The sequence below is a fragment of the Amycolatopsis sp. NPDC004747 genome, assembly GCF_053601335.1.
In genome coordinates this window covers 122,701-147,634 of the sequence record NZ_JBSGBQ010000008.1, presented here as the reverse complement: position 1 = coordinate 147,634, position 24,934 = coordinate 122,701, and the positions used below count along the sequence as shown (strand labels likewise).

Genomic DNA, 24,934 nt, shown 5'->3' with positions numbered 1-24,934 from the left:
CGGCGCTGCGGCGAACGCGAGCCCGTACCTCAGCGCGGCGGGCCGGGTTCACGCGGCGACGGGAAATCGGACCGTCGTGCGGTCGACGACCTCCAGCGGCTCGACGTAGAGGGCCGTTGCGTTGTCCGAGCCGCCGCGGGACAGTGCCGCTTCGACCAGCTCCGCCGCGCCCGCTCCCGGCTGGGCCAGCACCGCGCGGATGCCCGTGCCCGTCAGCGGCTTGTGGACGCCGTCGCTGGTCAGCAGGAGCCCCGTGCTCGTGGTTTCCGCCGTGCCGATCTCCTGCTCCTCCGCCGTGCGGACGCTCGTGGTGACGACGTGCTCCATCCTCGGCGTCACCGGCTGGTGGCGGGCGCGGAAGTACTCGGCGAGCGTGTGGTCGGTGGTCAGGAGGCTCAGCGCGGTGCCGTTCCAGGCGTACGCGCGGGCGTCGCCGACCCAGGCGATGCGGTAGCCGCCGTTCCCGGACGGCATCGCGACCACCAGGACCGCGTCCCCGAGCGTCTGCTCGCGCACCGCCCGCTGAGCGGCGAGCACCGCCTCGACCGGTCCTTTGTGGACTGGGGTGCGGGCGGCGGCCGCGGCGGCGGTGCGGGCGGCGCGGGCGGCCGCAGGGTCGTCACCCACCCCGTCGGCGAGGGCGAACGCGATGCCGGGGCCGCCGGCTGCCGCATACGCCCCGACGGCGTCGGCGTTGAGTGCGCGCGGCCCCTGCGCGCTCGCGGTGTGCCACCGTGGGTAACCCGGACGTGTGGTGATCATCGCGGCCTCCTCATCCCCTCCGGCCTCCATGATCCGCCCCGAACCTAAGGGGCGGCTGAGACTTTGCGGGTACCCGCCCGCCGAGGTGCGGAAGATCCTCGTGCCTTCTCGGTACGCTCGGTCTCGTGGACGACTACCGGGCGCTGGAGAACCTGATCTTTTCCTACGCATCGCTGGTCGACGCGGGAGACTTCGCCGGGGTCGGCGAGCTGTTCGCACGGGGTGCGTTCGTCGGCAGCGGCGGCGTGGTGCGGGGCGCGGCGGAGGTCGAGCGGATGCTGCGCGAGTCGGTGATCGTGTACGCGGACCGGACGCCGAAGACGAAGCACGTCACGACGAACGTGGCCCTCGAGGTGTCCGGCTCGAAAGCGTCCGGCCGCTCGTACTTCACGGTGCTGCAGGCGGTCCCCGGCTTCCCGCTGCAGACGATCGCGGCGGGCCGCTACCAGGACCGCTTCACCCGCGAGAACAACGGCTGGCGCTTCACCGAACGCCGGGCGACGGTCGACCTCGTCGGCGACATCAGCCACCACCTGCGCGCGAAGGGGCCGTGAGGGGCCCCTTCGCGCGATCCTCAGCTCTGCAGGTCGTACACCGTCTGGCCGTCCACGGTGGTGGCGGTGAAGTTCGCCGTCACCCAGTCCGTGATCTCCGACGAACCGCCGCCCGGGACGCCTCCCCGGCCGCCCTCGACGTAGTACTTGACTTCGCCCGCGGCCACGTACGCCTGGAACTCGGCCAACGTCGGCGCCGGGTCGGAGCCGCTCCAGCCGCCGATGCCGATCACCGCCTTGCCGCTCGCCAGCTCCAAGGATGCCGCGCTCTGCGAACCCGTCGTCGCCGCCGCCCACTTCGTCGTCGTCTTGGCCAGCAGCGCACCGACCGCGCTCGACGAATCCTCGAAGCCACCGAAACCACCGAAGCCACCCATCGCGCTCGACGTCGGGCCGGACGTCGGGATCGACCCGCTGTGCGCCACCGACGCCGTCTCGACGCCGTACGCCGCGGAAGAGACCCCGATCGTCAGCACGACGGCCGCCGCGACCACCGCGGCCGCCCGGCGAACGCCCGGCACGCCCATCACCAGCACCGTCCCGACCAGCACCCCCAGCACCGCGACGATCCAGCGCAGCGCCGGGAACCACTCCGGCGTCCGGTCCAGCAGGATGAACGACCACACCGCCGTCACCACGACCATCCCGGCCAGCACCGCCCGCGGCGCGAGGTGCGCCCGGCCCTGCCACAGAGCGCGGCCCGAAATCGCGACCAGTGCGGCGATCGCCGGGGCCAGTGCCACCGCGTAGTACGGGTGCACGATGCCGCTCATGAAGCTGAACACCAGCGCGGTGACGACCAGCCAGCCGCCCCACAGGACCAGCGCCAGGCGCGTCCGGTCCGTGCGCGGCGCGCGGCGGGTGAACCACAGGCCCGCGACCAGGCCGATCACCGCGGCGGGCAGCAGCCACGAGATCTCCGTGCCGAAGCTCGAGCCGAACATCCGGAACAGCCCGGACGCCCCGCCGAAACCGGTGTTCCCGCCGCCCCCGCCACCGCCGGGGCCGCCGCCTTCGCCGCCGCCGAAGATGCGGCCCAAACCGTTGTAGCCCAGCGCGAGTTCCAGCAGGCTGTCCCCTTCGGACCCGCCGATGTACGGCCGCGACGACGCCGGCCACAGGTCCACCAGCGCGATGAACCAGCCCGCCGAGACGACCAGCGCGACGACCGCCCCGCCGAGGTGCAGCAGCCGCTTGCCCGGCGACGCCGGTGCCGCGATCAGGTACGCCAGGCCGAACGCCGGCAGCACCAGGAACGCCTGCATCATCTTGGTCAGGAAGCCGAACCCGATCGCGACCCCGGCCAGCGCCAGCCAGCGCGGGCTCGCCGTTTCCGTGGCCCGCACGACGAAGTACGCGCCCGCGACCATCAGCAGCACCAGCAGCGCGTCCGGGTTGTTGAAGCGGAACATCAGCGCCGCGACCGGGGTCACCGCCAGCACCGCGCCGGCCAGCAGCCCGGAGATCGGGCCCGAAGTCCGCTTCACCGTCAGGTAGAGGATCCCGACGGACGCGACGCCCATCAGCGCCTGCGGCGCCAGCACGGTGAAACTCGAGAAGCCGAAGACCCGGGCGAACGCCGTGCCGACCCAGAGGGCCGCGGGCGGTTTGTCGACAGTCAGCACGTTCCCGGAGTCGAGCGAGCCGAACAGCCACGCTTTCCAGCTCTGCGTGCCGGACTGGACGGCGGCGGCGTAGAACGAGTTGCCGTAGCCGGAGGCGGTGAGGTTCCAGAAGTACAGCACGGCGGTCGCGGCCAGCAGCCCGAACACCGCCGGGCGCACCCAGCGCGGCGGTGCGGGTGCGGCGGACTCCCTGCGGTGCCGGGGTTCGGACACCGGGACGGGCAGGACGGCGGTCATCAGTACTCCTTCTGGGTGGTGGCCTGGCGGCGCGGGTGGAACACCCAGCCGCGCAGGAGCAGGAACCGGAGCACCGTGGCGGCGAGGTTCGCCAGCACCAGCACGGTGAGCTCCAGGACGAGCCCGCGGGTGGTGGATCCGTTGAGCAGCGCGAGCGAGCCGCTGGTGAGCGCGAGCCCGAGGCCGAACACGATCAGCCCTTCGAACTGGTGCCGCCCGGCGCCGGCCCGGCCGCGGATGCCGAAGGTGAGCCGCCGGTTCAGCGCGGTGTTCCCGACCGCCGTCACCAGCAGCGCCGCGAAGTTCGCCGGCTGCGCGCCGACGACCGTGCGCAGCAGCAGGAAGAGCACGAGGTAGGCGAGCGTGCTGCCGGCGCCGATCGCGGCGAACCGCACCAGCTGCGTCACCAGCCGTGGCGGCACGCCCGGCGCGTCGACGCCGATGGGCTGCCTGCCGAGCTGCTCGCGCAGCCTGCTGACCGGGATCTCGCCGGTGAACGTGGCTTTGGTGACGCGGGCGATGCCCTTGAGGTCTTCGGTGGCCGTCCGCAGGATGTGGACCGAGGAGTCGGGGTCGTCGACCCAGTCGACGGGCACCTCGTGGATCCGCAGCCCGGCGCGCTGGGCCAGCACGAGCAGCTCGGTGTCGAAGAACCAGCCGGTGTCCACCACGTGCGGCAGCAGCTCGCGGGCGACGTCGGCGCGGATGGCCTTGAACCCGCACTGCGCGTCGCTGAACTTCGCCGCGAGCGTCGAGCGCAGGATCAGGTTGTAGCAACGGGAGATGAACTCGCGTTTCGGGCCTCGCACCACTCGCGCCCCCCGGGCGAGCCTGCTGCCGATGGCGAGATCGGAGTGCCCGGACAGCAGCGGCGCGACGAGCGGCCCGAGCGCGGCGAGATCGGTGGAGAGGTCGACGTCCATGTAGGCGAGCACGGCGGCGTCCGAGGCCTGCCACACGGCGTTGAGCGCGCGGCCGCGGCCCTTCTCCTCGAGGTGGTGGACGGCCACTTCCGGGAATTCCCGGGCCAGCCTTTCGGCCACCGGCAGCGTCGCGTCGGTGCTCGCGTTGTCGGCGACGGTGATCCGGTACGGGTAGGAGACGTGCTCGGCCAGGTACGCGTGCAGCCGTCGGATGCACGGTTCGAGGTCGGCCTCTTCGTTGAAGACCGGGATGACGACGTCGAGAACGGGCCGCGGGCCGGCCAGGTCGACCGGGCCGGTCCCGGGCCGCGATGCGGGGGCGGTGGCTGTCATGCCCCCACGGTCGCGGCCGCCGCTTTGGTGATCGTGTGTGCCGTCTGTGCGGTTCCTGTGCGGTCAGCTGTGGGCGCGCAGCGGGACCACGTTGCTCGGCAGCGAAGCGCGACCCGGTTCGCGCTTCGGGGCCGTCGGGCTGATCGTCAGCGTCACGAGGCTCGCGTACCTCGGGTGGCGGTCGACGTACACCTCCGGCACCGCGCACGCGGCCGCCAGCACCGTGCGGTGGCGGTGCAGGTGCTCGAACGCCTCACGGCCGTACAGGGACACTTCGATGTCACCGCCGCGGGGACGGCTCCAGAGGATCGCCGGGAGGCGGCCGCCGGGCAGGCGCAGGTGGGGGAACACCGCGCGCAGCCGGTGCTGCAGGCGGATCGCGTGGATCCGGGCCCGGACCTGGCGGCGCCGCAGCACCGCGACGCCGAACGCGACGGCGAGGACCGCCGACGCCCACAGCGGACCGGCCCACAGCGCGAAGGTCACCACGCCGTAGGGGAGCAGCGTGACGGCCAGGATTTCCCAGCGCCAGTGGTAGATCCGCAGCGGGAAGGTCGGGGACGTGCCGGTCATTTCCGTGCTCCTTTCGGTCGGACGGCGGCGGAGGAGGCCGCCGAGGTGGCGCAAGAGACGTCCGGCACCGGCGGCCAGCACGAGGGCGGCGACGATCACTGGCCCGGACGTCATGTCGGGATCCGCGTCTTCGGGGCGGGCTCGGGCTTGATGTCGCGGTCGCGCCCGAGCTGCCAGGTCCAGCGCCAGCCGGCCCAGATCGCGACGGCGGAGCCCACCAGGACGAGGACGAAGGCCTGCCCCACCAGCCCGTCGAGCGGGGCGAGCCGCAGCAGCACCAGCAGCGCCCACACCTGGGACGCGGTGAAGGGGATGACGAGACCGGCCGCGTAAACGCCCCGGCGCCAGCGGCTCCGGCCCGGTGCGGTGGTGTAGGGGTCCATGAAAGCCCTCCTCTGCCGTGGATCCAGGAAACCTCCGGCGCACCGTTTCCTCTGTGTCAGGAGACACAGAGCGCGGAATCAGTTCGCCAGTCGTCGAAGTTCGGCCATGTGGTGGATCGTCACCTGTCTTCGGCCGGTGCTGATCACCCCGCGGCGGCGCAGGTCGCGGGTCACCCGCGCCCACGACTCCCGCGAGATCGCCGCGGTCATCGCCAGTTCGGCCTGGGTGGCCGGCACCGCGATCCGGATGTCGTCCCCGCGCTGGACGCCGTGCTGGACGGCCAGCTGCATCAGCTGTGCCGCCACCCGCCGCGCCACCGTCCCGCCGCCGACGTCCAGCCACTGCCTGCCGACCGACCGCAGCCGGTTCGAGAGCACCAGCAGCAGCGCCCAGGAGATCCGCGCCCGGGCCTGGCACAGCGCGGCGAACCGGTCGCCGGGTATTTCGAGGACGTCGAGGTCGTCCAGTGCTTCCACGGTGGCCGAGCGCGGCCGGTCGTCGATCGCGGCGAGCTCTCCGATGACGTCACCGGCACCCCGCACCCCGACGACGACGTCGCGGCCGTCCGGCGTGCCGTGGACGATCCGCACGTGCCCGGTCAGCAGCACCAGGACGACACTGGAGAGGTCACCTTCCCGGCACACGATCTGCCCGCGCCGGAAGGTCCGCCGCGTGGCGGCTTCCGCCAGCTTGCGGCGATCGGCCGGGGCCAGTCCGGCCCAGAAGCCCGTCGGTTCCACGGTCCCCACCTCTTTCGCGCTACGCGGTCATGTCCTCCTGGCGCCGGACGGCTTCCGGCGAGTGCACCCACCCGCGGAGCCGCTGGGTGCCGACCTTGATCGGCACGGTCTGGAAGTAGGTCCGGTGGTCGATCCCCGGGTAGCCGTGCCGGACGACCGAGCGGTGCATCTCCGGGGAGATGACGAGCACGAGCGGGGCGGCGGTGAGACTCAGCTGGCGCCGGAGCTCCCGGGCGTCGACGAAGCGGCAGACGATGTCGACGTCCTCGCCGTAGGGACCGCGGCGGTCGTAGTGCACCTCGCCGGCGTGCACGGCGACCCGGAGCCGGAAGGCCAGCTCGGGATGGCTCTCGGCGTGTCTTTCCAGCAGCAGCGCCAGCGTCGGGACGACGGTGGTGAGCAGCACCGGCTTCGGGGCCTGGTCGACCGGCCGGACCAGGCACAGCGCGCCGTCGCCCCGGTCGACGAACTCGTCGCGGAACTTCTTGGTGATCCCCCCGGCCAGGAAGGCCTCGTCCAGCAGCTCGAACAGGACGGTGCGGAGCTGGGCCCTCGCCGGGTTCGTCCGCGTCGTCGAGCCTTCGATGTCGACCGCCACCATGGCCCGGTGGAGGGGGACGTGTTGCGCTGGGATACTCATGGCCTGCTCCTGCCTTCAGATCAAAACTGAAGTTCAGTCAAGGAGACTGTAAGGCGTGAAGTACCCCGGATCAACTGAGATGAATCGGTGTTATCTGTTCGGTGCGAGGAAGTTCCGCTGAGCGTAACGTTTCAGTCCCAGGATGGGCGGGGCGCCGACAAAGGCACTAGTGACGGGGAGTAGTATTGGCGCCCTCGTCGGGATTACTGAAATTTCCTGAAGGGCGGCCCGAGTCGTGTCCCCAGCCCAGCCACCGTGGCTCGCGCTCGCTCACCGCCTGCGCGCGCTGCGCGAGAGCGAGTGGCCCGAAGCCGGGATTACCCAGGGCCAGCTCGCCAAGGCGATCGGCGGAAGCAAGTCCCTCAGCGTCTCCCTCATCTCGTCGTGGGAGAACACGGACAAGCCGGTCACGCCGCCGACCAGGCGGCTCGAGGCCTACGCGACGCTGTTCGCGACCCGGCGGTCGCTGGACGGCGGCACGCTGCGCGTCCTCCCCATCGGACAACTGACGGACGAGGAGCGGGCGCGGCGCGAAGAGCTCCTGGACGAGCTCCTGGGGCTGCGCGAAGGCCGGGCGTTCGTCGCGCCGCCGGTCCCGGTGGCCGACATCTGGACCTTCGACCAGGACCAGAACATCACGATCGTTTGTGCCCGGCTGCCGGAGCAGTACCGGCGGCACCTGTCCTACGCGAACCCGGAGAGCGCCGACTTCGTCTCGCTGTACACCTACGCCGACCCGGACGCGCTGATCGAGCTGTTCGGGCACATCCGCTCGCGCAACCCGGAGAACAACGTCAAGTTCTGCACCAGCGAGGAACTGACGGCCGACGACTACACGAGCCACCTCGTCCTGCTCGGCGGGGTGGACTGGAACTCGGTGACCCGGGACGTGATCGAGCGGGTGGACCTCCCGGTGGAGCAGGTCGGCCGGGCGGACGACGCCGAGCACGGCGGGTTCCGGGTGCGGCAGGACGGGCGTCCCAGATTGTTCGAACCCAAGCTCGACCGCCGCGGTCACCTGCTGGAGGACGTCGCCCACTTCTACCGCGGCGAAAGTCCGTTCAACCGAAAGCGCACCGTGACCGTGTGCAATGGTATGTACGGTCGTGGCACCCTCGGAGCGGTCCGCGCGCTGACGGACGCGCGTTTTCGCGACCGTAACACCGCGTACGTGCAAGACCGGTTCGGCGATGTGGAATCCTTCAGCATCATCAGCCGCGTGCCTGTCGTCGGGGGACAGGGGCTGACTCCCGACTGGACCCTCGAGGAGAACCGGTTGCACGAGTGGCCCGAGGCTGCCGGGTGAGCCCCCGGCAGCACGAGTCGCACCAGGACCTCCTGGCGCACTTCGACACCGAGGACGTTTCCGGTGCGGCGATGGACGCCATCATCGTGCCGACCGCGCGCCCGGCCGCGTACCTGCGGCAGGCCATCGCGGCGGCGAAGGACCGGGACGCCTTCCTGCTCTTCCTGTGCAGCAAGCTGTCGACGATCTCCGGCGCGGTCCTGGAGGCGAAGAACGCCGGCGTCCGCGCGCTCGCCATCGACACCGACCTGCTGAACCCGGGGCTGGTGCCGGAGTTCGCCACCGACCAGGTCGTGCGCTTCACCCGCTTCCGGCGGCAGACCGACACCAGCTTCAAACGCAACCTCGGGCTGCTCATCGCGGTGCTCGCCGGCTGGAAGCGGATCCTCTTCCTCGACGACGACATCGTGCTGCCGAACCCCGCGGACCTCGGTGTCGCGGCCGGCCTGCTCGACGAGTACGCGGTGGTCGGCCTGGCCAACGCCGGCATGCCGGACAACTCCGTGGTGTGCCACGCGATCCGCGACGCCGGCCGGAAGCAGGACACCTTCATCGGCGGCGGCGCGCTCGCGGTGGGGGAAGCGGCCTTCAGTTCGTTCTTCCCCAACATCTACAACGAAGACTGGTTCTTCCTGCTGGACGGCATGAAACTGCGGCCGTCCGCGATCACCGGCACCGCCGTCCAGAAGCCCTACGACCCCTACCGGGACGCCCGCCGCGCCCGCGGCGAGGAACTGGGCGACACCCTGGCCGAAGGCGTGTTCGGCCTGTTCGACAGCCATCTCGGTCTGGCGCAGGCCAACAAGGCCTACTGGCGCGAGTTCCTCGCCGACCGCCGCCGGATCATCCGGGACACGATCAAGCTGGTGCAGGCGTCCCCGATCGAGGCGGCCCTGCAGGCGCGGATGGTCGACTCCCTCAAGGCCGCGGTGGGCCGCAGCGAACTGATCACGCCGGACCTGTGCGTGCGGTACCTGCGTGCCTGGCAACAGGACTGCGTGCGCTGGCGGCAGCGGATCACCGACCTCCGGCGCGACCACCACGGCGGTTCGGGTGTCGAGCACGCCGTCGCGGCGCTGGGCATCCCCCTGCTGGCGCAGGCCCAGGCCGGGATCGACGCACCGCTCAGCACGGGTGCGGAGCGGCTACCGGCGGTGCCTCGGTCCGCGGCGCCGGTGTGACCGGCGGCAGGTCCTGGACCAGCACGTAACACACTTCCTTCTCGGTCAGGACCGTGCCGTCCGCCGAGGTCGTCCGCGCCAGGCAGATGACCTCGCCGTGGCCCCAGTCGCGATACCCGAGGTTCTTGTACAGGCGGGCCGCGTCGTGGTTGTCCGTCCGCACGGCGAGCGCGACCCGGTAGCGGCCCTGCTCGAGGACGAGGCGCTCGGCTTCGCGGACCAGCGCCGTGCCGACCCCCTGCCGCCGCAGGTCCTGGTGCACCCGCAGGTTCATGATCAGGGGAACGTGCGGGAGGTGGTCGCGGATGGGCTTCTCCTCCGCATCCGCCAGCCACAGGTAGACGACGCCGGCGAGTCGGGACCCCAGTGAGCCCAGGAGCAGCAGACCACGCTTTTTCTGCTGTCGCCGGTAGCGGTCTTCGAAGAAAGCGCGGTCACCGAAGGCTGTGACGAACGATTCCAAGTCTGCCGATTCGGCCAGCCGTATCTGAGGCTCGGTCATCAGCAGGAACTCCTGTTCGCCTGGGCACCACCAGTGTGCCGGAGTGAGCCGGTTGTTGACCAGGTTGCCCGGGCCCGGACCGGCGTCACACCCTGCTTTCGTCGTGTCTCACACGGTCGCTGCCAGGTCGTACACCGTTACGCCGTCCACAGTGGAAGCCTCGTGGTGCGAGGCGACCCACTCGGTGATCTGCCGGGCCGCGTCCGAACCGCTGTTGCCCGGCATCGACGTGCCTTCGCCCAGGAAGTAGTGGATCCGCCCGCTCGCCACGTACTGCTGGAACTGCGCAAGCGTCGGGTACGGGTCCGTTCCGTTGAAGCCGCCCACCGCCAGCACCGGGGCGCCGGCGGCCAGCTGGTAGCCCGCTGCCGCGTTCGACAGCACCGTGGCCGCCGTCCAGGTGTACTTCGAGGCGTCCTGCCGGAGCAACGCCGTGAGGGACGCGCCCGGCAGCGTCGTCGAAAGCAGCGCGCCCGGGCCGCCGCCACGGCCGCCGCCGAAGCCGCCGAAACGGCCGCCGAAACCCGATGACGGGCCGGCCGACGGGATCGCGCCGTTGTGCGTGGTCGCCGCCGTGGCCAGCGTGTACGCACTCGTCCCGGACAGCGCGACGACCAGCGAAAACACCGCCACCGACGAAGCCGCGCCGCGGGTCAGGTGGGGCGCGAAGAACAGCGCCACCGCCGCGAGCAGGCCGCCCACCAGGACCGTCGGGGCCAGCCACGGCTGCCACGACGAGCCCAGCAGCAGGTACGCCGTCAACGCTGTCACGGCGACCCCGCCGCTGAGCAGCCCGGCCGCCGCCGGGTGGGTGCGCAGGCGCCACAGCTGGACCGCCGCCGTCCCGACCAGCGCCGCCACCGCCGGGGCCAGTGCCACCGTGTAGTAGGGGTGGATGATGCCGCCCATGTAGCTGAACACCAGGGCCGTCACCAGCAGCCAGCCGCCCCACAGCAGGAGCGCCGCCCGCGACGCGTCCGTGCGCGGGGCGCGGCGGGTGAACCACAGCCCCGCACCCAGCGCCAGCAGCGCCGCCGGCAGCAGCCACGCGATGCCACCCGCCATTTCGCTGCCGAACAGCCGGGACAGGCCCGTCGAGCCCCAGCCACGGCCCCCGCCGCCGCCGACGCTGCCGACCTCGTCGCCGGTGATGCGGCCGAAGCCGTTGTAGCCGAAGACCAGTTCCCACAGCGAGTTCGTCTGGGACCCGCCGATGTAGGGCCGCGAAGCCACCGGCCACAGCGCGACGACCAGCAGGTACCAGCCCGCGGACACCAGCACCGAGACCAGCGCGCCGAGCAGGTGCAGCAGCCGCTTGCCGACCGAAACGGGCGCGGCGACGAGGTACGCGACGGCGAAGGCGGGCAGCACCAGGAACGCCTGCAGCATCTTCGCCAGGAACCCGAAGCCGACCGCGACACCGGCCAGCGCGAGCCAGCGCGGGCTCGCCTTCTCGACGGCCCGGACCACGCAGTACGCACCCGCCACGAGCAGCAGGACGAGCAGGGCGTCCGGGTTGTTGAACCGGAACATCAGCGCCGCGGCGGGCGTCAGGGCCAGCACCAGGCCCGCGACCAGCCCGGCCGCCGGGCCGGACGAGCGGCGGACCGTCGCGGACAGCAGCCAGACCGAGCCGACGCCCATCAGCGCCTGCGGCACCAGGATGCTCCACGCGTTGACGCCGAACAGCCGGGCCGACAGGCCCATCACCCACAGCGCCGCCGGGGTCTTGTCGACGGTGATCGCGTTCGCCGCGTCGCTGGAACCGAAGAACAGCGCCTTCCAGCTCTGCGAGCCCGCCTGGGCGGCCGCCGAGTAGAAGGCGTTGGCCCAGCCGGAGGCGCCGAGGCCCCACAGGTACAGCACAGCGGTCCCGAGCAGGAGCACGGCCAACGCGGGACGGTGCCACGAAGGGGGTGCAGCGGTTTCGCGGGCGGCACGAGCGGCTTTTCGGGGGCTCCGGGCGGCGGAGCCCCCGGCCCGGGACGAAGCCCCGGATGTCACAGCGGTCATGAGGCTCAGCTTCCGGTGCCCAGCTGGGGCCGCGTTGTGCCGATGCTGTGCACGCGCTGTGCGGGCACGGCCACCGGGAGGTGCACCGCGAACTCCGTCCGGCCGGGCCGGCTGTGCACCTCGATCGTGCCGTGGTGGGCGACGACGACGGCGGACGCGATCGCCATCCCGAGCCCGGTGCTGCCGGCGTTGCGGGAGCGCGACGAGTCGCCGCGGGCGAACCGCTCGAAGACGTCCGGCAGCAGGTCCGGGCTGATGCCGGGGCCGTCGTCGGTCACCGTGAGCACGGCGCTGCCGTCCGCCGAGCGGGCCAGCGCCGTCACCACCGTGGTGCCCGGCGGCGTGTGCGTGCGCGCGTTGGCGAGGAGGTTCGCCAGCACCTGGTGCAGGCGCTGGACGTCGCCGAACACGAGCACCGGGTCCGGTGGCAGCTCCAGCAGCCAGCGGTGCTGCCGCCCGGCGACCTGGGCGTCGCCGACGGCGTCGGCGACCAGCCGGGTGAGGTCGACGTCGCGGGCGTCGAGGGGGCGGCCCGCGTCGAGCCGGGCGAGCAGCAGCAGGTCCTCGACCAGCGCCGTCATCCGGACGGCTTCGGCCTGGATCCGGCCCATCGAATGGGCGACGTCCGGCGGCACCAGCGCGCTGCCGCGGGCGGCCAGCTCGGCGTACCCGCGGATCGCGGCCAGCGGCGTGCGCAGCTCGTGGCTGGCGTCGGCGACGAACTGCCGGACCCGGATTTCGCTGGCGTGCCGGGCCTCGAGGGCCTGGGCGACGTGGCCGAGCATCAGGTTCAGCGCGGAACCGACCTGGCCGACCTCGGTCCGCGGGTCGGTGTCGCCCTCCGGGACGCGGATGGACAGCGCCACCTGGCCGCGGTCGAGCGGCAGCTCGGTGACGCGGCCGGCGGTGGCCGCGACGCGCTCGAGCGGGCGCAGCGTGCGGCGGACCGCGAACGCGCCGAGGAAGGCCGCGCCGAGCACGCCCGCCGCGGCGACGCCGAACAGGATCAGCCCGACGGTGAGCAGCGTGTCGTCGACCGGCTTCATCGGCAGGCCGGTGACCACGACGTCGGAGGTCCCGGCGACCGGCAGCGCCATCAGGCGGTACTCGCCGAGGTCGGCGAAGGACAGGGTGTGCGGTTTGCCGTCGGCGGGCACCGACCGCATCAGTGCCTGCTGCGCGGTGGTCAGGTGCAGCCGTCCGCCGTGTTCGGAGATGCTGTCGTCGCGGACGAGCGCCTGCCCCGAGAAGGTGGCGCTGACCGTGCCGACGTTCTGCCCGAGCGGGTGCTGGCCCAACGTCTGCGGCGGCGGCCCGCCGTCCGGCGGCCGGACGTTGCTCGCGAACACCAGCGAGCGGTTCGCCGCGGCCGAGAGCTGCTGGTCGACCTGGCGGGTGAGGAAGAGGTCGAGCGCGAACTCGCTGACCACCCCGACGATCAGGCACACCACGGTGAGCAGCACGACCACCGAGCCGGTCAGTTTCGCGCGCAGCGAAAGCCGCCCCCGTCGGGGACGAGGCGGGACGGTTCGCGCGGCCATGGAACCAGCGTCCGTCCGCGCCGTGTGTGCGGGTTGTGCGCTGCCTGTGAAGCGGCTGTGCGGTGACCGGCCCGTTGCGGGATGTCCGGTTCGCGGTCACAGGAACGGCTGACGGCGGGCACAGTCGGTGCACAGCCGGCGGCTCCACCGTGGACCTCACCCGAAGAGCGAGGAGCGACACCATGACCACACCGCAGGCACCGTCCACTCCGGACCGGACGTGGGGCGCGACACCCGCGCCCGCCCCGAAGCAGGCTTGGTCGCCGGGCAAGAAGATCGCCGCCGGCGCCGTCGCGGCGGTGCTCGTGGCCGGCGGGGGAGCGGCGGTCTGGGCCGCCTTGTCGTCGTCGGCGGCCACCGAAACCCGGACCGGCCCCGGCGGCATGGCGGGCGGCCCCGGCAGCCGGCCGGGCGGTGGCCTGGCCGGAGCGCTGCACGGCGAATACGTGGCCTCCGACGGCAACGGCGGCTACGTCACGAAGATCGTGCAGACCGGGGAGATCACGGAGCTGAGCGCGACTTCCCTGACGGCCGAGAGCGACGACGGCTTCTCGAAGACGTACACGATCACGTCGGCCCAAGCCACGGGCCTGGCGACGGGCGACACGGTCACGGTGACGGCCACGGAGTCCGGCAGCACGGCGACGGCGACCTCGGTGACCGACGGCGAGTCGGGCGGCCCGGGCACACCGCCCTCGGGCGCTCCGACCGGCTGACCCCGGGCTCGCAGGCGCCCCGAGGCGGCCTTGGTTGCGTCTGACGCACCGAAGGCCACCTTGGGGCGCTTCGGGGCCGGGCCCGGAGGTCAGCGGCGGTCGTAGTCGACCGCGACCTCCGGGGTCGTCGCGCGGGAGCGGCAGGTCAGTATCCGGCCCGCGGCGACGTCGTCCTCGGTCAGCGCGTACCGGACGTCCATGTCCACCTGGCCGTGCAGCAGCGTCGCCCGGCAGGTGCCGCACGCGCCGCCCGTGCACGAGTACGGCACCTCGTAGCCGGCCCGCAGGGCCGCGTCCAGCACCGTCTCCCCGGCTTCGGCCGTGACGCACGTCGTCGTGCCGCCCAGCGTCACCGCCACCTGCGCCGGCGTGCCCGCCGGGTCGCGCAGGGGGGCCGCGCCGCGGAAGAGCTCGAAGTGGACGCTCTCCTCCGGGACGTCCGCGTCGGCGAGGGTACGGCGGGCCAGCTCCATCAGGCCGCGCGGCCCGCAGAGGAACCACTCGTCGACCTTCGCCGGGTGCAGCCGGTTCTGCAGCAGCGCGCGCAGCCGCGTCGCGTCGAGCCGCCCGCGCTGGTAGCGCTCGTGGGAGATGGCCAGTGCCTCGCCGACCGTGTCGAACTGCCGCGGCCGGTGCGCGTGCAGGTCCGGGTCGCGCTCGTCGGTGCGGTAGTGGACCACGTGCAGCCGGCCGCCGAACCCTTCGGCGAGCGCGCTCAGCTCCGCCGCGAACAGCGTCGTGGCGCCCGAGGTGTTGACGTAGAGCAGCGTGGCCCGGCTGTGCGGCTCGGCCGACAGCGTGCTGACCAGGATGGACAGCACCGGCGTGATGCCGCTGCCCGCGGCCAGTGCCACGTAGTGCGCGGTCCGCGCCGGGTCCGGGACCAGCGTGAACGAGCCGGACGGCGGCAGGACGTCGAGGCAGTCACCCGCGGCCAGCGCGGTGGTCGCGAAGCCGGAGAACGCCCCGCCCGCCCGCCGCTTCACCGCGATCCGCAGCTCGCCCGCGTCCGCCGGCGCGCAGATCGAGTACGTCCGCCGCACGGGGTGGCCGTCGACCACCGCGCGGACCGCCACGTGCTGGCCGGGCGAGAACCGGAATTCGGCCGCCAGGTGCGGCGGGACGTCGAAGGTGATCGCGACGGCGTCCGCGGTCAGCGGCCGGACCTCCCGCACCCGCAGCCGGTGGAACCGGCTCGGCCCGAGCGGCGGCGGTTCGGGGCACGGCTTGTGGTCGCCGAGGTCGTCGGCCAGCCGCCGCCACGCGCGGTATTCCGACGGCGTCAGCTCCCGGCCCCACGCCGTGATGATCGGGACGTCGCGGGCCAGGTAGGCCTCCCGGTTGTCCCGCCACGCGCGCAGGTAGCGGTAGAACGGCACGGCGGGGTGGAGGTGGTGCACCAGGTGGTAGTTCTGGAACAGCATCATCGGCGTCATCAGCCACTCCAGCCCCACGCGCACCCGCGTGGTGCCGAACTTGTCGCGCGGCTTCGCGGCGGGCAGGCCGTGGTGCGGCAGCCAGTCGAACCACCACGCCAGCACGGCGAGCCCGATCCGCTGCGGCAGCAGGTACCCGAGCAGCAGCTCCCGGCCGTGGCCGCCGGCGACCAGCGTCGCGGCCGCGACGAACGCCAGCGACAGCAGCACGACCGTCTCCGCCCGCTCCGCGGCCGGGCGGGTGCGCGCGCGGGCGGTGTAGAAGCGTGCGTACCAGAAGTCGATGGTGAGCCAGCGGAACGGCAGCGACCACCAGGTTCCCTGCGATGTCCACGCGTCGGGATCCGTGTGGGAGTCCGCATTCGTGTTCCGGTGGTGCTCACTGTGGACGAACCGGAGCAGCGGGAACGACGCGTAAGCCGCGACGAACGGCATCGCCAGCCGGCCGAGCACCTCGTTGACCCATGTCAGCTTTCCTGCGGCGTGGTGGGCGGATTCGTGCACCACGGTGAACATCGTGAAGGTGACGATCGCGTGCAGCGGCACGGTGAACACCGGCGGCGCGATCCCGGCCAGCAGCAGCCAGGTCGCGGTGGCCCACAGCGAAGCGCCGCCGGTGAACAACAGCAGTGTCGGCACCGACAGGCGGGGCAACGGGATGCGGGGCGAAGGCACCGAGCGCGGGGTCGGCGGGGGTGACGCGGACGTCCGGGAGCCGCGCGGCGAGGTGTCGACGACGGGCATCGAGTGGTCTCCTCGGTCGAGAAGCTCCGGGCGAGGCGGGAGTCACCGTAGACAACGCGCTCGCGTTTGTAAACGTCGCACCACGCTTCGAAAAAAGGTCCCGGCCAGCCGAACGCAAGCGGTGGGTAAGCTGCCCGTGTGAAGGCCGTCACCCGTCCCGCCCCGGCGCGCACCCGCGACCGCCTGCTGGACGCGGCCGCCGAGCTGACCGCGGGCGAGGGCTGGGCCGCGGTGACGATGGGCAAGCTGGCCGCCCACGTCGGCGTCAGCAGGCAGACCGTCTACAACGAACTCGGCTCCAAGGCCGAACTGGCCGAAGCCTTGGTGCTGCGGGAAACCGAGCGCTTCGCCGAGCGCGTGACCGAGGTCGTCGCCGCCCACCCGGGCCGTCCCGTCGACGGGGTCACCGCGGCCTTCCGGCAGACGCTGGAAGCCGCCAGGGTCAACCCGCTGCTGCTGATCGCACTGGGCTGCCCGAAGGGCGGCCGCGACGACTTCCTCCCCCTGCTGACCACCCGGCCCGAGGGCGTGCTCGAGCGCTCGGTCGACACGGTGGCGGCCCTGTTCGCCCGGTGCTACCCGGAGGCCGGGCTGACCCTCTCGGAGTGGACGGTCGCGGTCGAGGCCGTCGTCCGGCTGCTGCTGTCGCACCTGGTGCAGCCGAGCGGGTCGGTGGCGCACGCGAGCGGTCAGATGCGGTGGGTGATCGGCCGGATGCTCGGCGCCTGACGCGCGGGCGGTCCTGCGGCCTTGGTCCGGCCGGCGTGGCGAGGGTCGGAGGTCGCGGCGCGAGCGGTGCGGCTGCTGCTCTCCCACCCCGTGCAGCCGAGCGGCTCGGTGGTCCACGGGAGCGGTCAGATGCGGTGGGTGATCGGCCGGACGCGCGGCGCCCGACCTCGCAGGTGGCCCCCGGCCCGGTGGCGGAGGCCACTGGCCTAGACTCGGACGTCCCGGCCTGCACGTCAGACGGGGCCATTTCCGCAGGATTGTCCACCACAATCGTTACCGCTCGAGGAGAAGACCTTGAAGAGCACCGTCGAGCAGCTCAGCCCGACGCGAGTCAAGATCAATGTCGAGGTGCCGTTCGACGAGCTCAAGCCGAACTTCGACCGCGCCTACCGCAAGATCGCCCAGCAGGTGCGCATCCCGGGCTTCCGGCCCGGCAAGGCGCCCGCTCGCGTCCTGGAAAGCCGGATCGGGCGCGGCCCGGTGCTCGACGAGGTCGTCAACGAGGCCATCCCGGCCAAGTACATCGAGGCCGTCCGCGCCAACGAGGTCCGCACGCTCGGCAACCCCGAGTTCGACGTGACCAAGCTCGAGGACCGCGACGTGCTCGAGTTCACCGCCGAGGTCGACGTGCGCCCGGAGATCGAGCTGCCCGACCTGGACGGCTTCGCGATCACCGTCGACGACGTCGAGCTGACCGACGCGGAGGTCGACGAGCAGCTCGACGAGCTGCGCGCCCGCTTCGGCACGCTGACCGGCGTCGAGCGCCCGGCCGAGACCGGCGACTTCGTCTCGATCGACCTGTCCGCCACCGTCGACGGCGAGGCCGTCGAGGAGGCGAGCACCACCGGGCTGTCCTACGAGATCGGCTCCGGCCAGCTCGTCGACGGCATCGACGAGGCGATCGTCGGCGCGAACGCCGGCGAGACCAAGACGTTCACCACCCAGCTCGTCGCCGGGGAGCACGCCGGCAAGGACGCCGAGGTGACCGTGACCGTCCAGTCGGTCAAGTCGCGCGAGCTGCCCGAGGCCGACGACGAGTTCGCCCAGATGGCCAGCGAGTTCGACACGATCGAAGAGCTCAAGAACGACCTGCGCGAGCGGCTCGGCCGCGTCAAGAAGATGCAGCAGGGTGTCCAGGCCCGCGACAAGGTGCTCGACGAGCTCCTCGAGCGCACCGAGGTGCCGATCCCGGAGAAGGTGCTCGACGCCGAGATCGAGAACCGCAAGCACGACGCGATCCACCCGTTCGACCACGACGAGGCCCAGTTCGCCAAGGCCCTCGAGGCCGAAGGCCGCACCCTCGAAGAGTTCGACGCGGAGACCCGCACCGAGTCGGAGAAGGCCGTCCGCACGCAGCTGCTGCTGGACACCATCGCCGACAAGGAAGCGGTGTCGGTCAACGACGGCGAGCTCACCGAGCGGATCATCTACCAGGCCCAGCGCTTCGGGATCAGCCCGGACGAGTACGTCCAGCGCGCCCAGCAGTCGGGCCAGCTGACCGCGATCTACGCCGACGTCCGCCGCGGCAAGGCCCTCGCCTCCGTGGTCCGGAAGGCCGCCGTCACCGACGGCTCCGGCGCCGAGGTCGACCTCTCGGAGCTGTTCGGCAGCGACGAGCCGGCCACCGACGAGGCAACCCAGGAGACGCAGGTCACCGACGAGGCGGCGAAGACTCCGGCGGAGTGAAGCTGTGAGCGAACTTGGGCGGTGTCAGGCATTCTGCACCGCCCAAGTTCGTTAGGGTCGGTTACAAGATCTCAAGCATCTGAAACGACAGCGGTGGCCGTCAGCACCGGGCCGCCGCCGGCGAAAAGGCAGGCAGACGTGACGCAGCACACGCCCGAGGCGCGGACCGGCACCGCAGGGCTCAACCTCACCGACTCGGTGTTCGAGCGGTTGCTCCAGGAGCGCATCGTCGTCCTCGGTTCCGAGGTCAACGACGAGGTCGCCAACCGGATCACCGCGCAGCTGTTGCTGCTCGACGCGGACGACGCCGAGTCCGACATCCGCTTCTACATCAACTCGCCGGGTGGCTCGGTCACCGCCGGGTTCGCCATCTACGACACCATGCAGCTGATCCGCCCGGACGTCGCGACCTACGCGATGGGCATGGCGGCCTCGATGGGGCAGTTCCTGCTCTCCTCCGGCACGCCGGGCAAGCGCTACGCGCTCCCGCACGCCCGCATCCTGATGCACCAGCCCTCGGCCGGTGTCGGCGGCACGGCGTCGGACATCGCGATCCAGGCGGACCTGTTCAACAAGTGGAAGCAGGAGCTGGCCCGGATCACCGCGGACCAGACCGGCCAGACGGTCGAGCAGATCATCAAGGACGGCGACCGCGACCGCTGGTTCACCGCGCAGGAGGCGAAGGACTACGGGTTCGTGGACCACGTCCTCACCGCCGACATCGCCCGTCCGGGCTCTCGCTGAGCCGAAGCACCAAGGAGACTTTCGATGAGCAACTTCAGGCTCCCGGGTGACTTCCAGGGCCCGAGCATCCCCCAGTCGCGGTACATCCTGCCGTCGTACGTGGAGCGGACCAGCTACGGCGTCAAGGAGTCGAACCCGTACAACAAGCTGTACGAAGAGCGGGTCATCTTCCTCGGCGTGCAGGTGGACGACGCCTCGGCCAACGACGTGATGGCCCAGCTGCTGCACCTCGAGCACGAGGACCCGGACCGCGACATCCTGGTCTACATCAACTCGCCGGGTGGCTCGTTCACCTCGCTGATGGCGATCTACGACACGATGCAGTTCGTCCGCCCGGACATCCAGACGTACTGCCTCGGCCAGGCCGCCTCGGCCGCCGCGGTGCTGCTGTCGGCCGGCACGCCGGGCAAGCGCTACGCGCTGCCGAACTCCCGCGTGCTGATCCACCAGCCGGCCACCGAGGGCACGTATGGCCAGGTCTCCGACCTGGAGATCCAGGCCAACGAGATCCAGCGGGTGCGGCGCCAGATGGAGGTCATCCTGGCCAAGCACACGAACAAGGACCCGGACCAGATCCGGACCGACATCGAGCGCGACAAGATCCTGACGGCCGAGGAGGCCAAGGCGTACGGCATCATCGACGAGGTGCTGCCGTACCGTAAGGCGTCGGCTCTGTAGATCCGCCAGGCCGGTGTGTGTCGAGAAGACGACACACACCGGCATCCTGGTTTAGGGTCGTCCTCTGACGTGCTCCCGGAGTTCGTGGGTGTTCCCGCTCGCGGCATCGGACGGGTACCGTCAGTGGCAATGTGTGAGGCTCCGTCCGGTCACCCCCGACCGCGGGTCGCACCGTCGCAACACACGTCAGGCGCGCCGAACCCGCGCCGGAGGGGACGAGGTCAACGGCCATGGCACGGATCGGTGACGGCGGAGACCTGCTGAAGTGTTCTTTCTGCGGGAAGAGCCAGAAGCAGGTGAAGAAGCTCATTGCCGGCCCCGGGGTCTACATCTGCGATGAGTGCATCGACCTCTGCAATGAGATCATCGAGGAGGAGCTGGCCGAGGCCGGCGACGTCAAGCTCGACGAGCTGCCCAAGCCCGCCGACATCCACGAGTTCCTCGAGCAGTACATCATCGGCCAGGAAGACGCCAAGCGGACGCTGGCGGTGGCGGTCTACAACCACTACAAGCGGATCCAGGCGGACGACAAGGCCGGGCCGAAGGACTCCAAGGAGGAGTCGGTCGAGCTCGCCAAGTCGAACATCCTGATGCTCGGCCCCACCGGGTGCGGCAAGACCTACCTGGCGCAGACGCTCGCGAAGCTGCTCAACGTGCCGTTCGCCATCGCGGACGCCACGGCGCTGACCGAGGCCGGGTACGTCGGCGAGGACGTCGAGAACATCCTGCTCAAGCTCATCCAGGCGGCGGACTACGACGTCAAGCGGGCCGAGACCGGGATCATCTACATCGACGAGGTCGACAAGATCGCCCGCAAGAGCGAGAACCCGTCGATCACCCGGGACGTCTCCGGCGAAGGCGTCCAGCAGGCGCTGCTGAAGATCCTCGAGGGCACCACCGCCTCGGTCCCGCCGCAGGGCGGCCGCAAGCACCCGCACCAGGAGTTCATCCAGATCGACACGACGAACGTGCTGTTCATCGTGGCCGGCGCGTTCGCCGGGCTGGAGAAGATCATCAACGAGCGGGTCGGCAAGCGCGGCCTCGGCTTCGGCGCGGAGATCCGCACCAAGTCCGAGATCGAGGAGAGCGACGTCTTCTCCGACACCATGCCCGAGGACCTGATCAAGTTCGGGCTGATCCCGGAGTTCATCGGCCGCCTTCCGGTCGTGGCGACGGTGAACCACCTGGACAAGGACTCGCTGGTCAACATCCTCACCCAGCCGCGCAACGCACTGGTGAAGCAGTACAAGAAGCTCTTCGAGATGGACAACGTCGAGCTCGAGTTCACCAAGACCGCGCTCGAGGCCATCGCCGACCAGGCGGTCCTGCGCGGTACCGGCGCCCGCGGGCTGCGTGCGATCATGGAAGAAGTGCTCCAGCCGGTGATGTACGACATCCCGAGCCGCGACGACGTGGCGAAGGTCGTCATCACCGAGCAGACCGTCCGGGAGAACGTGAACCCGACGATCGTCGCCCGGCAGCCGACGCGGCGCGCGCGCAGCGAGCGCGGCGAGAAGTCGGCCTGACTCCGGGCGTCTCCGGGCCGCCCGGCTCGGAGACCCGACAGGAAAGCTGAATGACTGCTGATTCCTTCCCGGGTTCCGGGGCCGCTCCAGGCGGCGGCGTGCAAGCGCCGGCGCCGCCGGCCCCGGAACCCGCCGGAACCGCCCCGGCCGCGCCGGTCTTGGGGTTCCGTGAGCTGAGCGAGCGCGTGATCGCGTCCGTCGCCGAGCGGTACCCGTGGCTGCACCGGGTGCTGATGGGCGTGCTGGCCGTATTCACCGGCACCTGCGTCGTCGCCGTCGTGTCCCGGCTGTCGCCGTTGCCGCTGATCCCCGTGCCGTTGTTCCTGGTCGGGGCGTACGGGCTGTGGCGGGCCCGCGGGGTGACCGAGCGGCGTCAGCTGTTCAACTGGGTGCTGCTGTTCGGCCTGTCGACGCTGGTCGGCTTCTGGCTGATCGCCGTCGTCGGCCGCTGGGTGGAGTGACCACCGACTTTCGCAGGGTTTGAAGCCCTCGCCGGTTGGGTATGCCGTTTTCGTGGTAGATGCCCTCAGACCGTTCCGGCATCCGGCACTCTTCTATCGCGGCGACACCGAGTACCTGGACGGTGTCGTCCCGTTCCTCCTCGAAGGCCTCGACCGAGGTGAGCCCGCGGCCGTCGCCGTCCCCGGCCGGAACCTGCTGCTGGTCGAGAAGGCCCTGGAAGACCGGGCCGGCGAAGTGCGGCTGATCGACATGCAGCGGGCGGGTCGCAACCCGGGGGCGATCCTGCCGTCGGTGCTGCATGCGTTCGCCGGGGAGCACGCCGGCCCGGTGCGCATCGTGGGGGAGCCGATCTGGGCCGCCCGTACGGACGCGGAGTACTCGGCGTGCGTCGTGCACGAAGCTCTCATCAACAACGCCTTCGCCGGGCGTGACCTGGCGGTGCTGTGCCCGTACGACGTCGGGGAACTGCCGCCGCCGGTGCTGGCCGACGCCGAGCGCACCCACCCCGAGCTGTGGGGCCTGGCCGGGCCGTTCGTCAGTGCGCGCTTCGACCCCGACGGCGTGCGCGAGGACTACACGCGGCCGCTCGAGCCGCCGCCGGGCGCGATCGAGCGCGAGTTCGACCTCGGGCAGCTGGCATCGCTGCGCGGCTTCGCCGAGATCTGGGCGGCCCGCCACGGCCTGCGCCGGCCCCGCCGCGACGACTTCGCGCTGGCCATCGCCGAGCTGACGACCAACAGCGTCCTCTACGGCGGCGGCACCGGCGTGCTGCGGCTGTGGGCGGAGGCGTCGGAGGTGGTCGCCGAGGTCACCGACACCGGCACGATCACCGAGCCACTGGCCGGCCGCATCCCACCGCCGGCGGCGACCCTGGGCGGCCGCGGCCTGCTCCTGGTCAACCGCCTGGCCGACCTGGTCCGCACGTACTGGGTCCCGGGCCGCACGATCACCCGCATCCACTTCACCCGCTGACCGGACGACACGCGTACCTGGATGGACGACACGGCGACCGGCTCGGGTGCAGCCGTGTCGTCCGGCGGGGTACGCGTGTCGTCCGGCGGGGTACGCGTGTCGTCCGGCGGGGTACGGGTCAGGCGGAGCGGGGGACGTGCTTGCCGAGGAAGCTGACCAGGCTGGGCACCACCGTGCGGTTGAACGAGTCGCCGTGCTTGCCGTGCGCGGTGTGGGCGACCGCCGGGCGGGCCGCGTCGATGTAGCGGCGGACGCCGGTGATGAACGAGTCCTCCGTGCCGCACCAGATGCCGTTGGGCACGCCCCTGGTCTCGTCGATGTGCCGCAGCGGGTCCAGCGCCGTCCAGTCCTGGATGCCGGTGAAGATGTGCCGCTTGGCCATCTCCGGCCACGACGTGATCAGCGCCGGGGCCAGCGTCGCGACCGCGGCCGGCGGCTGGCGCCGTTCGACCCGGCGGCGCGTGTACACCAGCGCGCCGAACCCGCCCATCGACACGCCGGTGGCGGCGAACGGCTGCCCGGTCGGGCCGGCGAACCCGCGGGCCCGCAGCCACTGCGGGACCTCCTCCAGCAGCATGGCCATCGGGTCGTCGCCCGGGTGCACCTCGTGCCAGTAGTTGTCGCCGCCGTCGACGGCCACCAGGCCGAACGCCGGGACCGCCTTGCGGGCGACGTCGCTGGCCAGCTGCTTGAGCGTGCCGGTCGGCGCCGCGCTGCGGGCGTTGCCGTGCAGGCCGTGCAGCATGAGCGACATCGGCAGCCCCTTCGGCGGGGTCTTCGACGGCAGGATGAACACCAGGTCGACCATCCGGCCGCGCGCGGCGGAGTAGACCCGCTCGACCCGCGTGCTGCCCAGCTGGGTCGTCGGGTTCGACGACGTCACGCCGACCGTCCGCTGCAGGGCCGGGCTGAACGGCAGCTTGCCGGTCGCGGTGCCGACGGCCAGCCCGGTCACCGCCAGCCCGGACGCGCCCGCGATCAGCACCGACCGGCGGCTCAGCCACCGCCGGGCGCCCTGGACCGCCTCCACCACCGGCCCGGCGGGCTCCGCATCCCCGTTTTGCTCGTTCACCCTGTCTCCAACCCCCTCGCCCCTCCGTAAGGACGCCGCGCACCCGCTCCGCGTTCCCCCGCGCCCTCGTTCACCGGGTTATTCGTTCTCACCCTGCCCGGCGTTTCCGGTTCTCGCTCGCCAAGCTGCTTTCGCGGTCTCGGCCGAGCGCCCGGCTTCGTCCACAGTGTCCCCGAGACCCACCGCCATGGTGATCCCCAGGGGGATCAAAATGTGGTCTATGCCCTGTTCACCGGGGCCGAAGTGCCCCGACGCCTCCAGTGTGACGAATCCGTGCAGCGCACTCCAGAGCTGGGCGGCGGCCTGGTACTCGTCCGCGGGGCGGAACCGGCCGGCCGCGATGGCCCGTTCGGTCGCCCGGACGATGTGGGTGAACGCCTCCAGGCCCTCCTGAGCGGCTTCGCGGCCTTCCGCGGTGGTCAGGTCGGACAGCGTGGCCCGCTTGCCGCCGGGCGCGGACTGGCCGAACGTCACCGCGAACAGCTGCGGCTGCTCGGCGACCGCCTGCCGGTAGGTGCGGGCCATGCTGAAGATGTCCGCCACCGGGTCGCCGGTCTCGCCGACCCCGGCCAGCCATTCGCTGAGCCGCAGGTAGCCCGCCCGCGCCACCTCGTCCACCAGGGCGGCCATGCCGCCGAAGTGCGTGTAGACCGCCATCGTCGAGACGCCGACCTCGGCGGCCAGCTTGCGGGCCTGCAGGGCCTCGGGACCGTTCTCGTCGAGCAGGCGGATGGCGGCCTCGACGAGCCGGGCCTTGACGTCGGACGCGCGCGGTTTCGGGCTCATGCTTGCCAGTGTCCCATAACCCTGTTATACCTGTATCCATAACCAAGTTATGGCAACCGTGGAGGGGTC

General features: G+C 71.6%; 24 protein-coding genes. 11 read left to right on the top strand and 13 right to left on the bottom strand.

The annotated features are described in order from the left end of the window. Positions 1–48 precede the first annotated feature (48 nt). Positions 49–762, bottom strand: coding sequence for a PP2C family protein-serine/threonine phosphatase (locus ACWEGE_RS15450; protein WP_449661089.1), 714 nt, complete (start codon positions 760–762; stop codon positions 49–51). A 125-nt stretch (positions 763–887) separates the two neighbouring features. On the opposite strand from ACWEGE_RS15450, the gene ACWEGE_RS15445 reads away from it, so the two are divergent. Next, positions 888–1,316, top strand: a complete 429-nt coding sequence (locus ACWEGE_RS15445) for a nuclear transport factor 2 family protein (protein ID WP_449661088.1) — start codon at positions 888–890, stop codon at positions 1,314–1,316. Between the two features lie 20 nt (positions 1,317–1,336). On the opposite strand, the gene ACWEGE_RS15440 is transcribed toward ACWEGE_RS15445, so the two are convergent. The 6 genes from ACWEGE_RS15440 to ACWEGE_RS15415 all read right to left on the bottom strand — a co-directional run bounded on the left by ACWEGE_RS15440 (position 1,337) and on the right by ACWEGE_RS15415 (position 6,771). Continuing rightward, complete coding sequence (locus ACWEGE_RS15440; protein WP_449661087.1) at positions 1,337–3,178, bottom strand: ArnT family glycosyltransferase; 1,842 nt, start codon at positions 3,176–3,178, stop codon at positions 1,337–1,339. Then, on the bottom strand, positions 3,178–4,434 hold the full coding sequence (locus ACWEGE_RS15435) for a glycosyltransferase (protein ID WP_449661086.1): 1,257 nt from the start codon (positions 4,432–4,434) through the stop codon (positions 3,178–3,180). The genes ACWEGE_RS15440 and ACWEGE_RS15435 overlap by 1 nt, the downstream gene beginning before the upstream one ends. Positions 4,435–4,497: 63 nt before the next feature. Beyond that, positions 4,498–5,121, bottom strand: coding sequence for a hypothetical protein (locus tag ACWEGE_RS15430; protein WP_449661085.1), 624 nt, complete (start codon positions 5,119–5,121; stop codon positions 4,498–4,500). Further along, on the bottom strand, positions 5,118–5,390 hold the full coding sequence (locus ACWEGE_RS15425) for a hypothetical protein (protein ID WP_449661084.1): 273 nt from the start codon (positions 5,388–5,390) through the stop codon (positions 5,118–5,120). The genes ACWEGE_RS15430 and ACWEGE_RS15425 overlap by 4 nt, the downstream gene beginning before the upstream one ends. A gap of 78 nt (positions 5,391–5,468) precedes the next feature. Beyond that, positions 5,469–6,131 carry a Crp/Fnr family transcriptional regulator gene (locus tag ACWEGE_RS15420; RefSeq protein ID WP_449661083.1) on the bottom strand — a complete coding sequence of 221 codons (663 nt, stop codon included), beginning with the start codon at positions 6,129–6,131 and terminating at the stop codon, positions 5,469–5,471. Between the two features lie 19 nt (positions 6,132–6,150). Beyond that, positions 6,151–6,771, bottom strand: a complete 621-nt coding sequence (locus tag ACWEGE_RS15415) for a hypothetical protein (protein WP_449661082.1) — start codon at positions 6,769–6,771, stop codon at positions 6,151–6,153. A gap of 235 nt (positions 6,772–7,006) precedes the next feature. On the opposite strand from ACWEGE_RS15415, the gene ACWEGE_RS15410 reads away from it, so the two are divergent. Both ACWEGE_RS15410 and ACWEGE_RS15405 read left to right on the top strand, forming a co-directional pair. After that, entirely contained in the window at positions 7,007–8,077 is a 1,071-nt protein-coding gene (locus ACWEGE_RS15410) for a helix-turn-helix domain-containing protein (RefSeq protein WP_449661081.1), read from the top strand. Beyond that, positions 8,074–9,258 carry a hypothetical protein gene (locus tag ACWEGE_RS15405; RefSeq protein WP_449661080.1) on the top strand — a complete coding sequence of 395 codons (1,185 nt, stop codon included), beginning with the start codon at positions 8,074–8,076 and terminating at the stop codon, positions 9,256–9,258. Before ACWEGE_RS15410 ends, ACWEGE_RS15405 begins: the two co-directional genes overlap by 4 nt. Here the strand turns inward: ACWEGE_RS15405 and ACWEGE_RS15400 are convergent. From ACWEGE_RS15400 to ACWEGE_RS15390, 3 genes are all read right to left on the bottom strand, one after another. Next, positions 9,203–9,760, bottom strand: a complete 558-nt coding sequence (locus ACWEGE_RS15400) for a GNAT family N-acetyltransferase (RefSeq protein WP_449661079.1) — start codon at positions 9,758–9,760, stop codon at positions 9,203–9,205. The genes ACWEGE_RS15405 and ACWEGE_RS15400 overlap by 56 nt on opposite strands. Before the next feature lie 108 nt (positions 9,761–9,868). Next, on the bottom strand, positions 9,869–11,773 hold the full coding sequence (locus tag ACWEGE_RS15395; RefSeq protein ID WP_449661078.1) for an ArnT family glycosyltransferase: 1,905 nt from the start codon (positions 11,771–11,773) through the stop codon (positions 9,869–9,871). Between the two features lie 5 nt (positions 11,774–11,778). Next, positions 11,779–13,314 carry a sensor histidine kinase gene (locus tag ACWEGE_RS15390; RefSeq protein WP_449661077.1) on the bottom strand — a complete coding sequence of 512 codons (1,536 nt, stop codon included), beginning with the start codon at positions 13,312–13,314 and terminating at the stop codon, positions 11,779–11,781. Positions 13,315–13,496: 182 nt separating this feature from the next. Between ACWEGE_RS15390 and ACWEGE_RS15385 the strand changes: the two genes are divergently transcribed. Continuing rightward, positions 13,497–14,030, top strand: a complete 534-nt coding sequence (locus tag ACWEGE_RS15385) for a hypothetical protein (protein ID WP_449661076.1) — start codon at positions 13,497–13,499, stop codon at positions 14,028–14,030. 89 nt (positions 14,031–14,119) lie between these two features. On the opposite strand, the gene ACWEGE_RS15380 is transcribed toward ACWEGE_RS15385, so the two are convergent. Next, positions 14,120–16,210, bottom strand: a complete 2,091-nt coding sequence (locus tag ACWEGE_RS15380; RefSeq protein WP_449661075.1) for a fatty acid desaturase — start codon at positions 16,208–16,210, stop codon at positions 14,120–14,122. A gap of 138 nt (positions 16,211–16,348) precedes the next feature. Between ACWEGE_RS15380 and ACWEGE_RS15375 the strand changes: the two genes are divergently transcribed. From ACWEGE_RS15375 to ACWEGE_RS15345, 7 genes are all read left to right on the top strand, one after another. Beyond that, positions 16,349–16,939 (top strand): TetR family transcriptional regulator, encoded by a 591-nt coding sequence (locus ACWEGE_RS15375; RefSeq protein WP_449661074.1) that lies wholly within the window; start codon positions 16,349–16,351, stop codon positions 16,937–16,939. Positions 16,940–17,233: 294 nt separating this feature from the next. Beyond that, on the top strand, positions 17,234–18,625 hold the full coding sequence (tig, locus tag ACWEGE_RS15370; RefSeq protein WP_449661073.1) for a trigger factor: 1,392 nt from the start codon (positions 17,234–17,236) through the stop codon (positions 18,623–18,625). A gap of 138 nt (positions 18,626–18,763) precedes the next feature. Further along, positions 18,764–19,369, top strand: a complete 606-nt coding sequence (locus ACWEGE_RS15365; protein WP_091320319.1) for a ClpP family protease — start codon at positions 18,764–18,766, stop codon at positions 19,367–19,369. 24 nt (positions 19,370–19,393) lie between these two features. After that, positions 19,394–20,047, top strand: coding sequence for an ATP-dependent Clp protease proteolytic subunit (locus tag ACWEGE_RS15360; protein WP_091316263.1), 654 nt, complete (start codon positions 19,394–19,396; stop codon positions 20,045–20,047). A gap of 230 nt (positions 20,048–20,277) precedes the next feature. Then, positions 20,278–21,573, top strand: coding sequence for an ATP-dependent Clp protease ATP-binding subunit ClpX (gene clpX / locus ACWEGE_RS15355; protein ID WP_004562779.1), 1,296 nt, complete (start codon positions 20,278–20,280; stop codon positions 21,571–21,573). 50 nt (positions 21,574–21,623) lie between these two features. Beyond that, positions 21,624–22,034 (top strand): hypothetical protein, encoded by a 411-nt coding sequence (locus ACWEGE_RS15350; RefSeq protein ID WP_449661072.1) that lies wholly within the window; start codon positions 21,624–21,626, stop codon positions 22,032–22,034. Positions 22,035–22,086: 52 nt separating this feature from the next. Further along, positions 22,087–23,007, top strand: a complete 921-nt coding sequence (locus tag ACWEGE_RS15345; protein ID WP_449661071.1) for an anti-sigma factor RsbA family regulatory protein — start codon at positions 22,087–22,089, stop codon at positions 23,005–23,007. A 118-nt stretch (positions 23,008–23,125) separates the two neighbouring features. Here the strand turns inward: ACWEGE_RS15345 and ACWEGE_RS15340 are convergent, their stop codons facing one another. Then, positions 23,126–24,079 carry an alpha/beta hydrolase gene (locus tag ACWEGE_RS15340; RefSeq protein ID WP_449661070.1) on the bottom strand — a complete coding sequence of 318 codons (954 nt, stop codon included), beginning with the start codon at positions 24,077–24,079 and terminating at the stop codon, positions 23,126–23,128. 78 nt (positions 24,080–24,157) lie between these two features. Further along, complete coding sequence (locus tag ACWEGE_RS15335; RefSeq protein ID WP_449661069.1) at positions 24,158–24,865, bottom strand: TetR/AcrR family transcriptional regulator; 708 nt, start codon at positions 24,863–24,865, stop codon at positions 24,158–24,160. Positions 24,866–24,934 lie beyond the last annotated feature (69 nt).

Coding starts and splice junctions, on each gene's coding strand:
- ACWEGE_RS15450 (WP_449661089.1), bottom strand. CDS start 762: ATGATCACCACACGTCCGGGTTACCCACGGTGGCACACCGCGAGCGCG.
- ACWEGE_RS15440 (WP_449661087.1), bottom strand. CDS start 3,178: ATGACCGCCGTCCTGCCCGTCCCGGTGTCCGAACCCCGGCACCGCAGG.
- ACWEGE_RS15435 (WP_449661086.1), bottom strand. CDS start 4,434: ATGACAGCCACCGCCCCCGCATCGCGGCCCGGGACCGGCCCGGTCGAC.
- ACWEGE_RS15430 (WP_449661085.1), bottom strand. CDS start 5,121: ATGACGTCCGGGCCAGTGATCGTCGCCGCCCTCGTGCTGGCCGCCGGT.
- ACWEGE_RS15425 (WP_449661084.1), bottom strand. CDS start 5,390: ATGGACCCCTACACCACCGCACCGGGCCGGAGCCGCTGGCGCCGGGGC.
- ACWEGE_RS15415 (WP_449661082.1), bottom strand. CDS start 6,771: ATGAGTATCCCAGCGCAACACGTCCCCCTCCACCGGGCCATGGTGGCG.
- ACWEGE_RS15400 (WP_449661079.1), bottom strand. CDS start 9,760: ATGACCGAGCCTCAGATACGGCTGGCCGAATCGGCAGACTTGGAATCG.
- ACWEGE_RS15395 (WP_449661078.1), bottom strand. CDS start 11,773: ATGACCGCTGTGACATCCGGGGCTTCGTCCCGGGCCGGGGGCTCCGCC.
- ACWEGE_RS15390 (WP_449661077.1), bottom strand. CDS start 13,314: ATGGCCGCGCGAACCGTCCCGCCTCGTCCCCGACGGGGGCGGCTTTCG.
- ACWEGE_RS15385 (WP_449661076.1), top strand. CDS start 13,497: ATGACCACACCGCAGGCACCGTCCACTCCGGACCGGACGTGGGGCGCG.
- ACWEGE_RS15380 (WP_449661075.1), bottom strand. CDS start 16,210: ATGCCCGTCGTCGACACCTCGCCGCGCGGCTCCCGGACGTCCGCGTCA.
- ACWEGE_RS15360 (WP_091316263.1), top strand. CDS start 19,394: ATGAGCAACTTCAGGCTCCCGGGTGACTTCCAGGGCCCGAGCATCCCC.
- clpX (WP_004562779.1), top strand. CDS start 20,278: ATGGCACGGATCGGTGACGGCGGAGACCTGCTGAAGTGTTCTTTCTGC.
- ACWEGE_RS15350 (WP_449661072.1), top strand. CDS start 21,624: ATGACTGCTGATTCCTTCCCGGGTTCCGGGGCCGCTCCAGGCGGCGGC.
- ACWEGE_RS15335 (WP_449661069.1), bottom strand. CDS start 24,865: ATGAGCCCGAAACCGCGCGCGTCCGACGTCAAGGCCCGGCTCGTCGAG.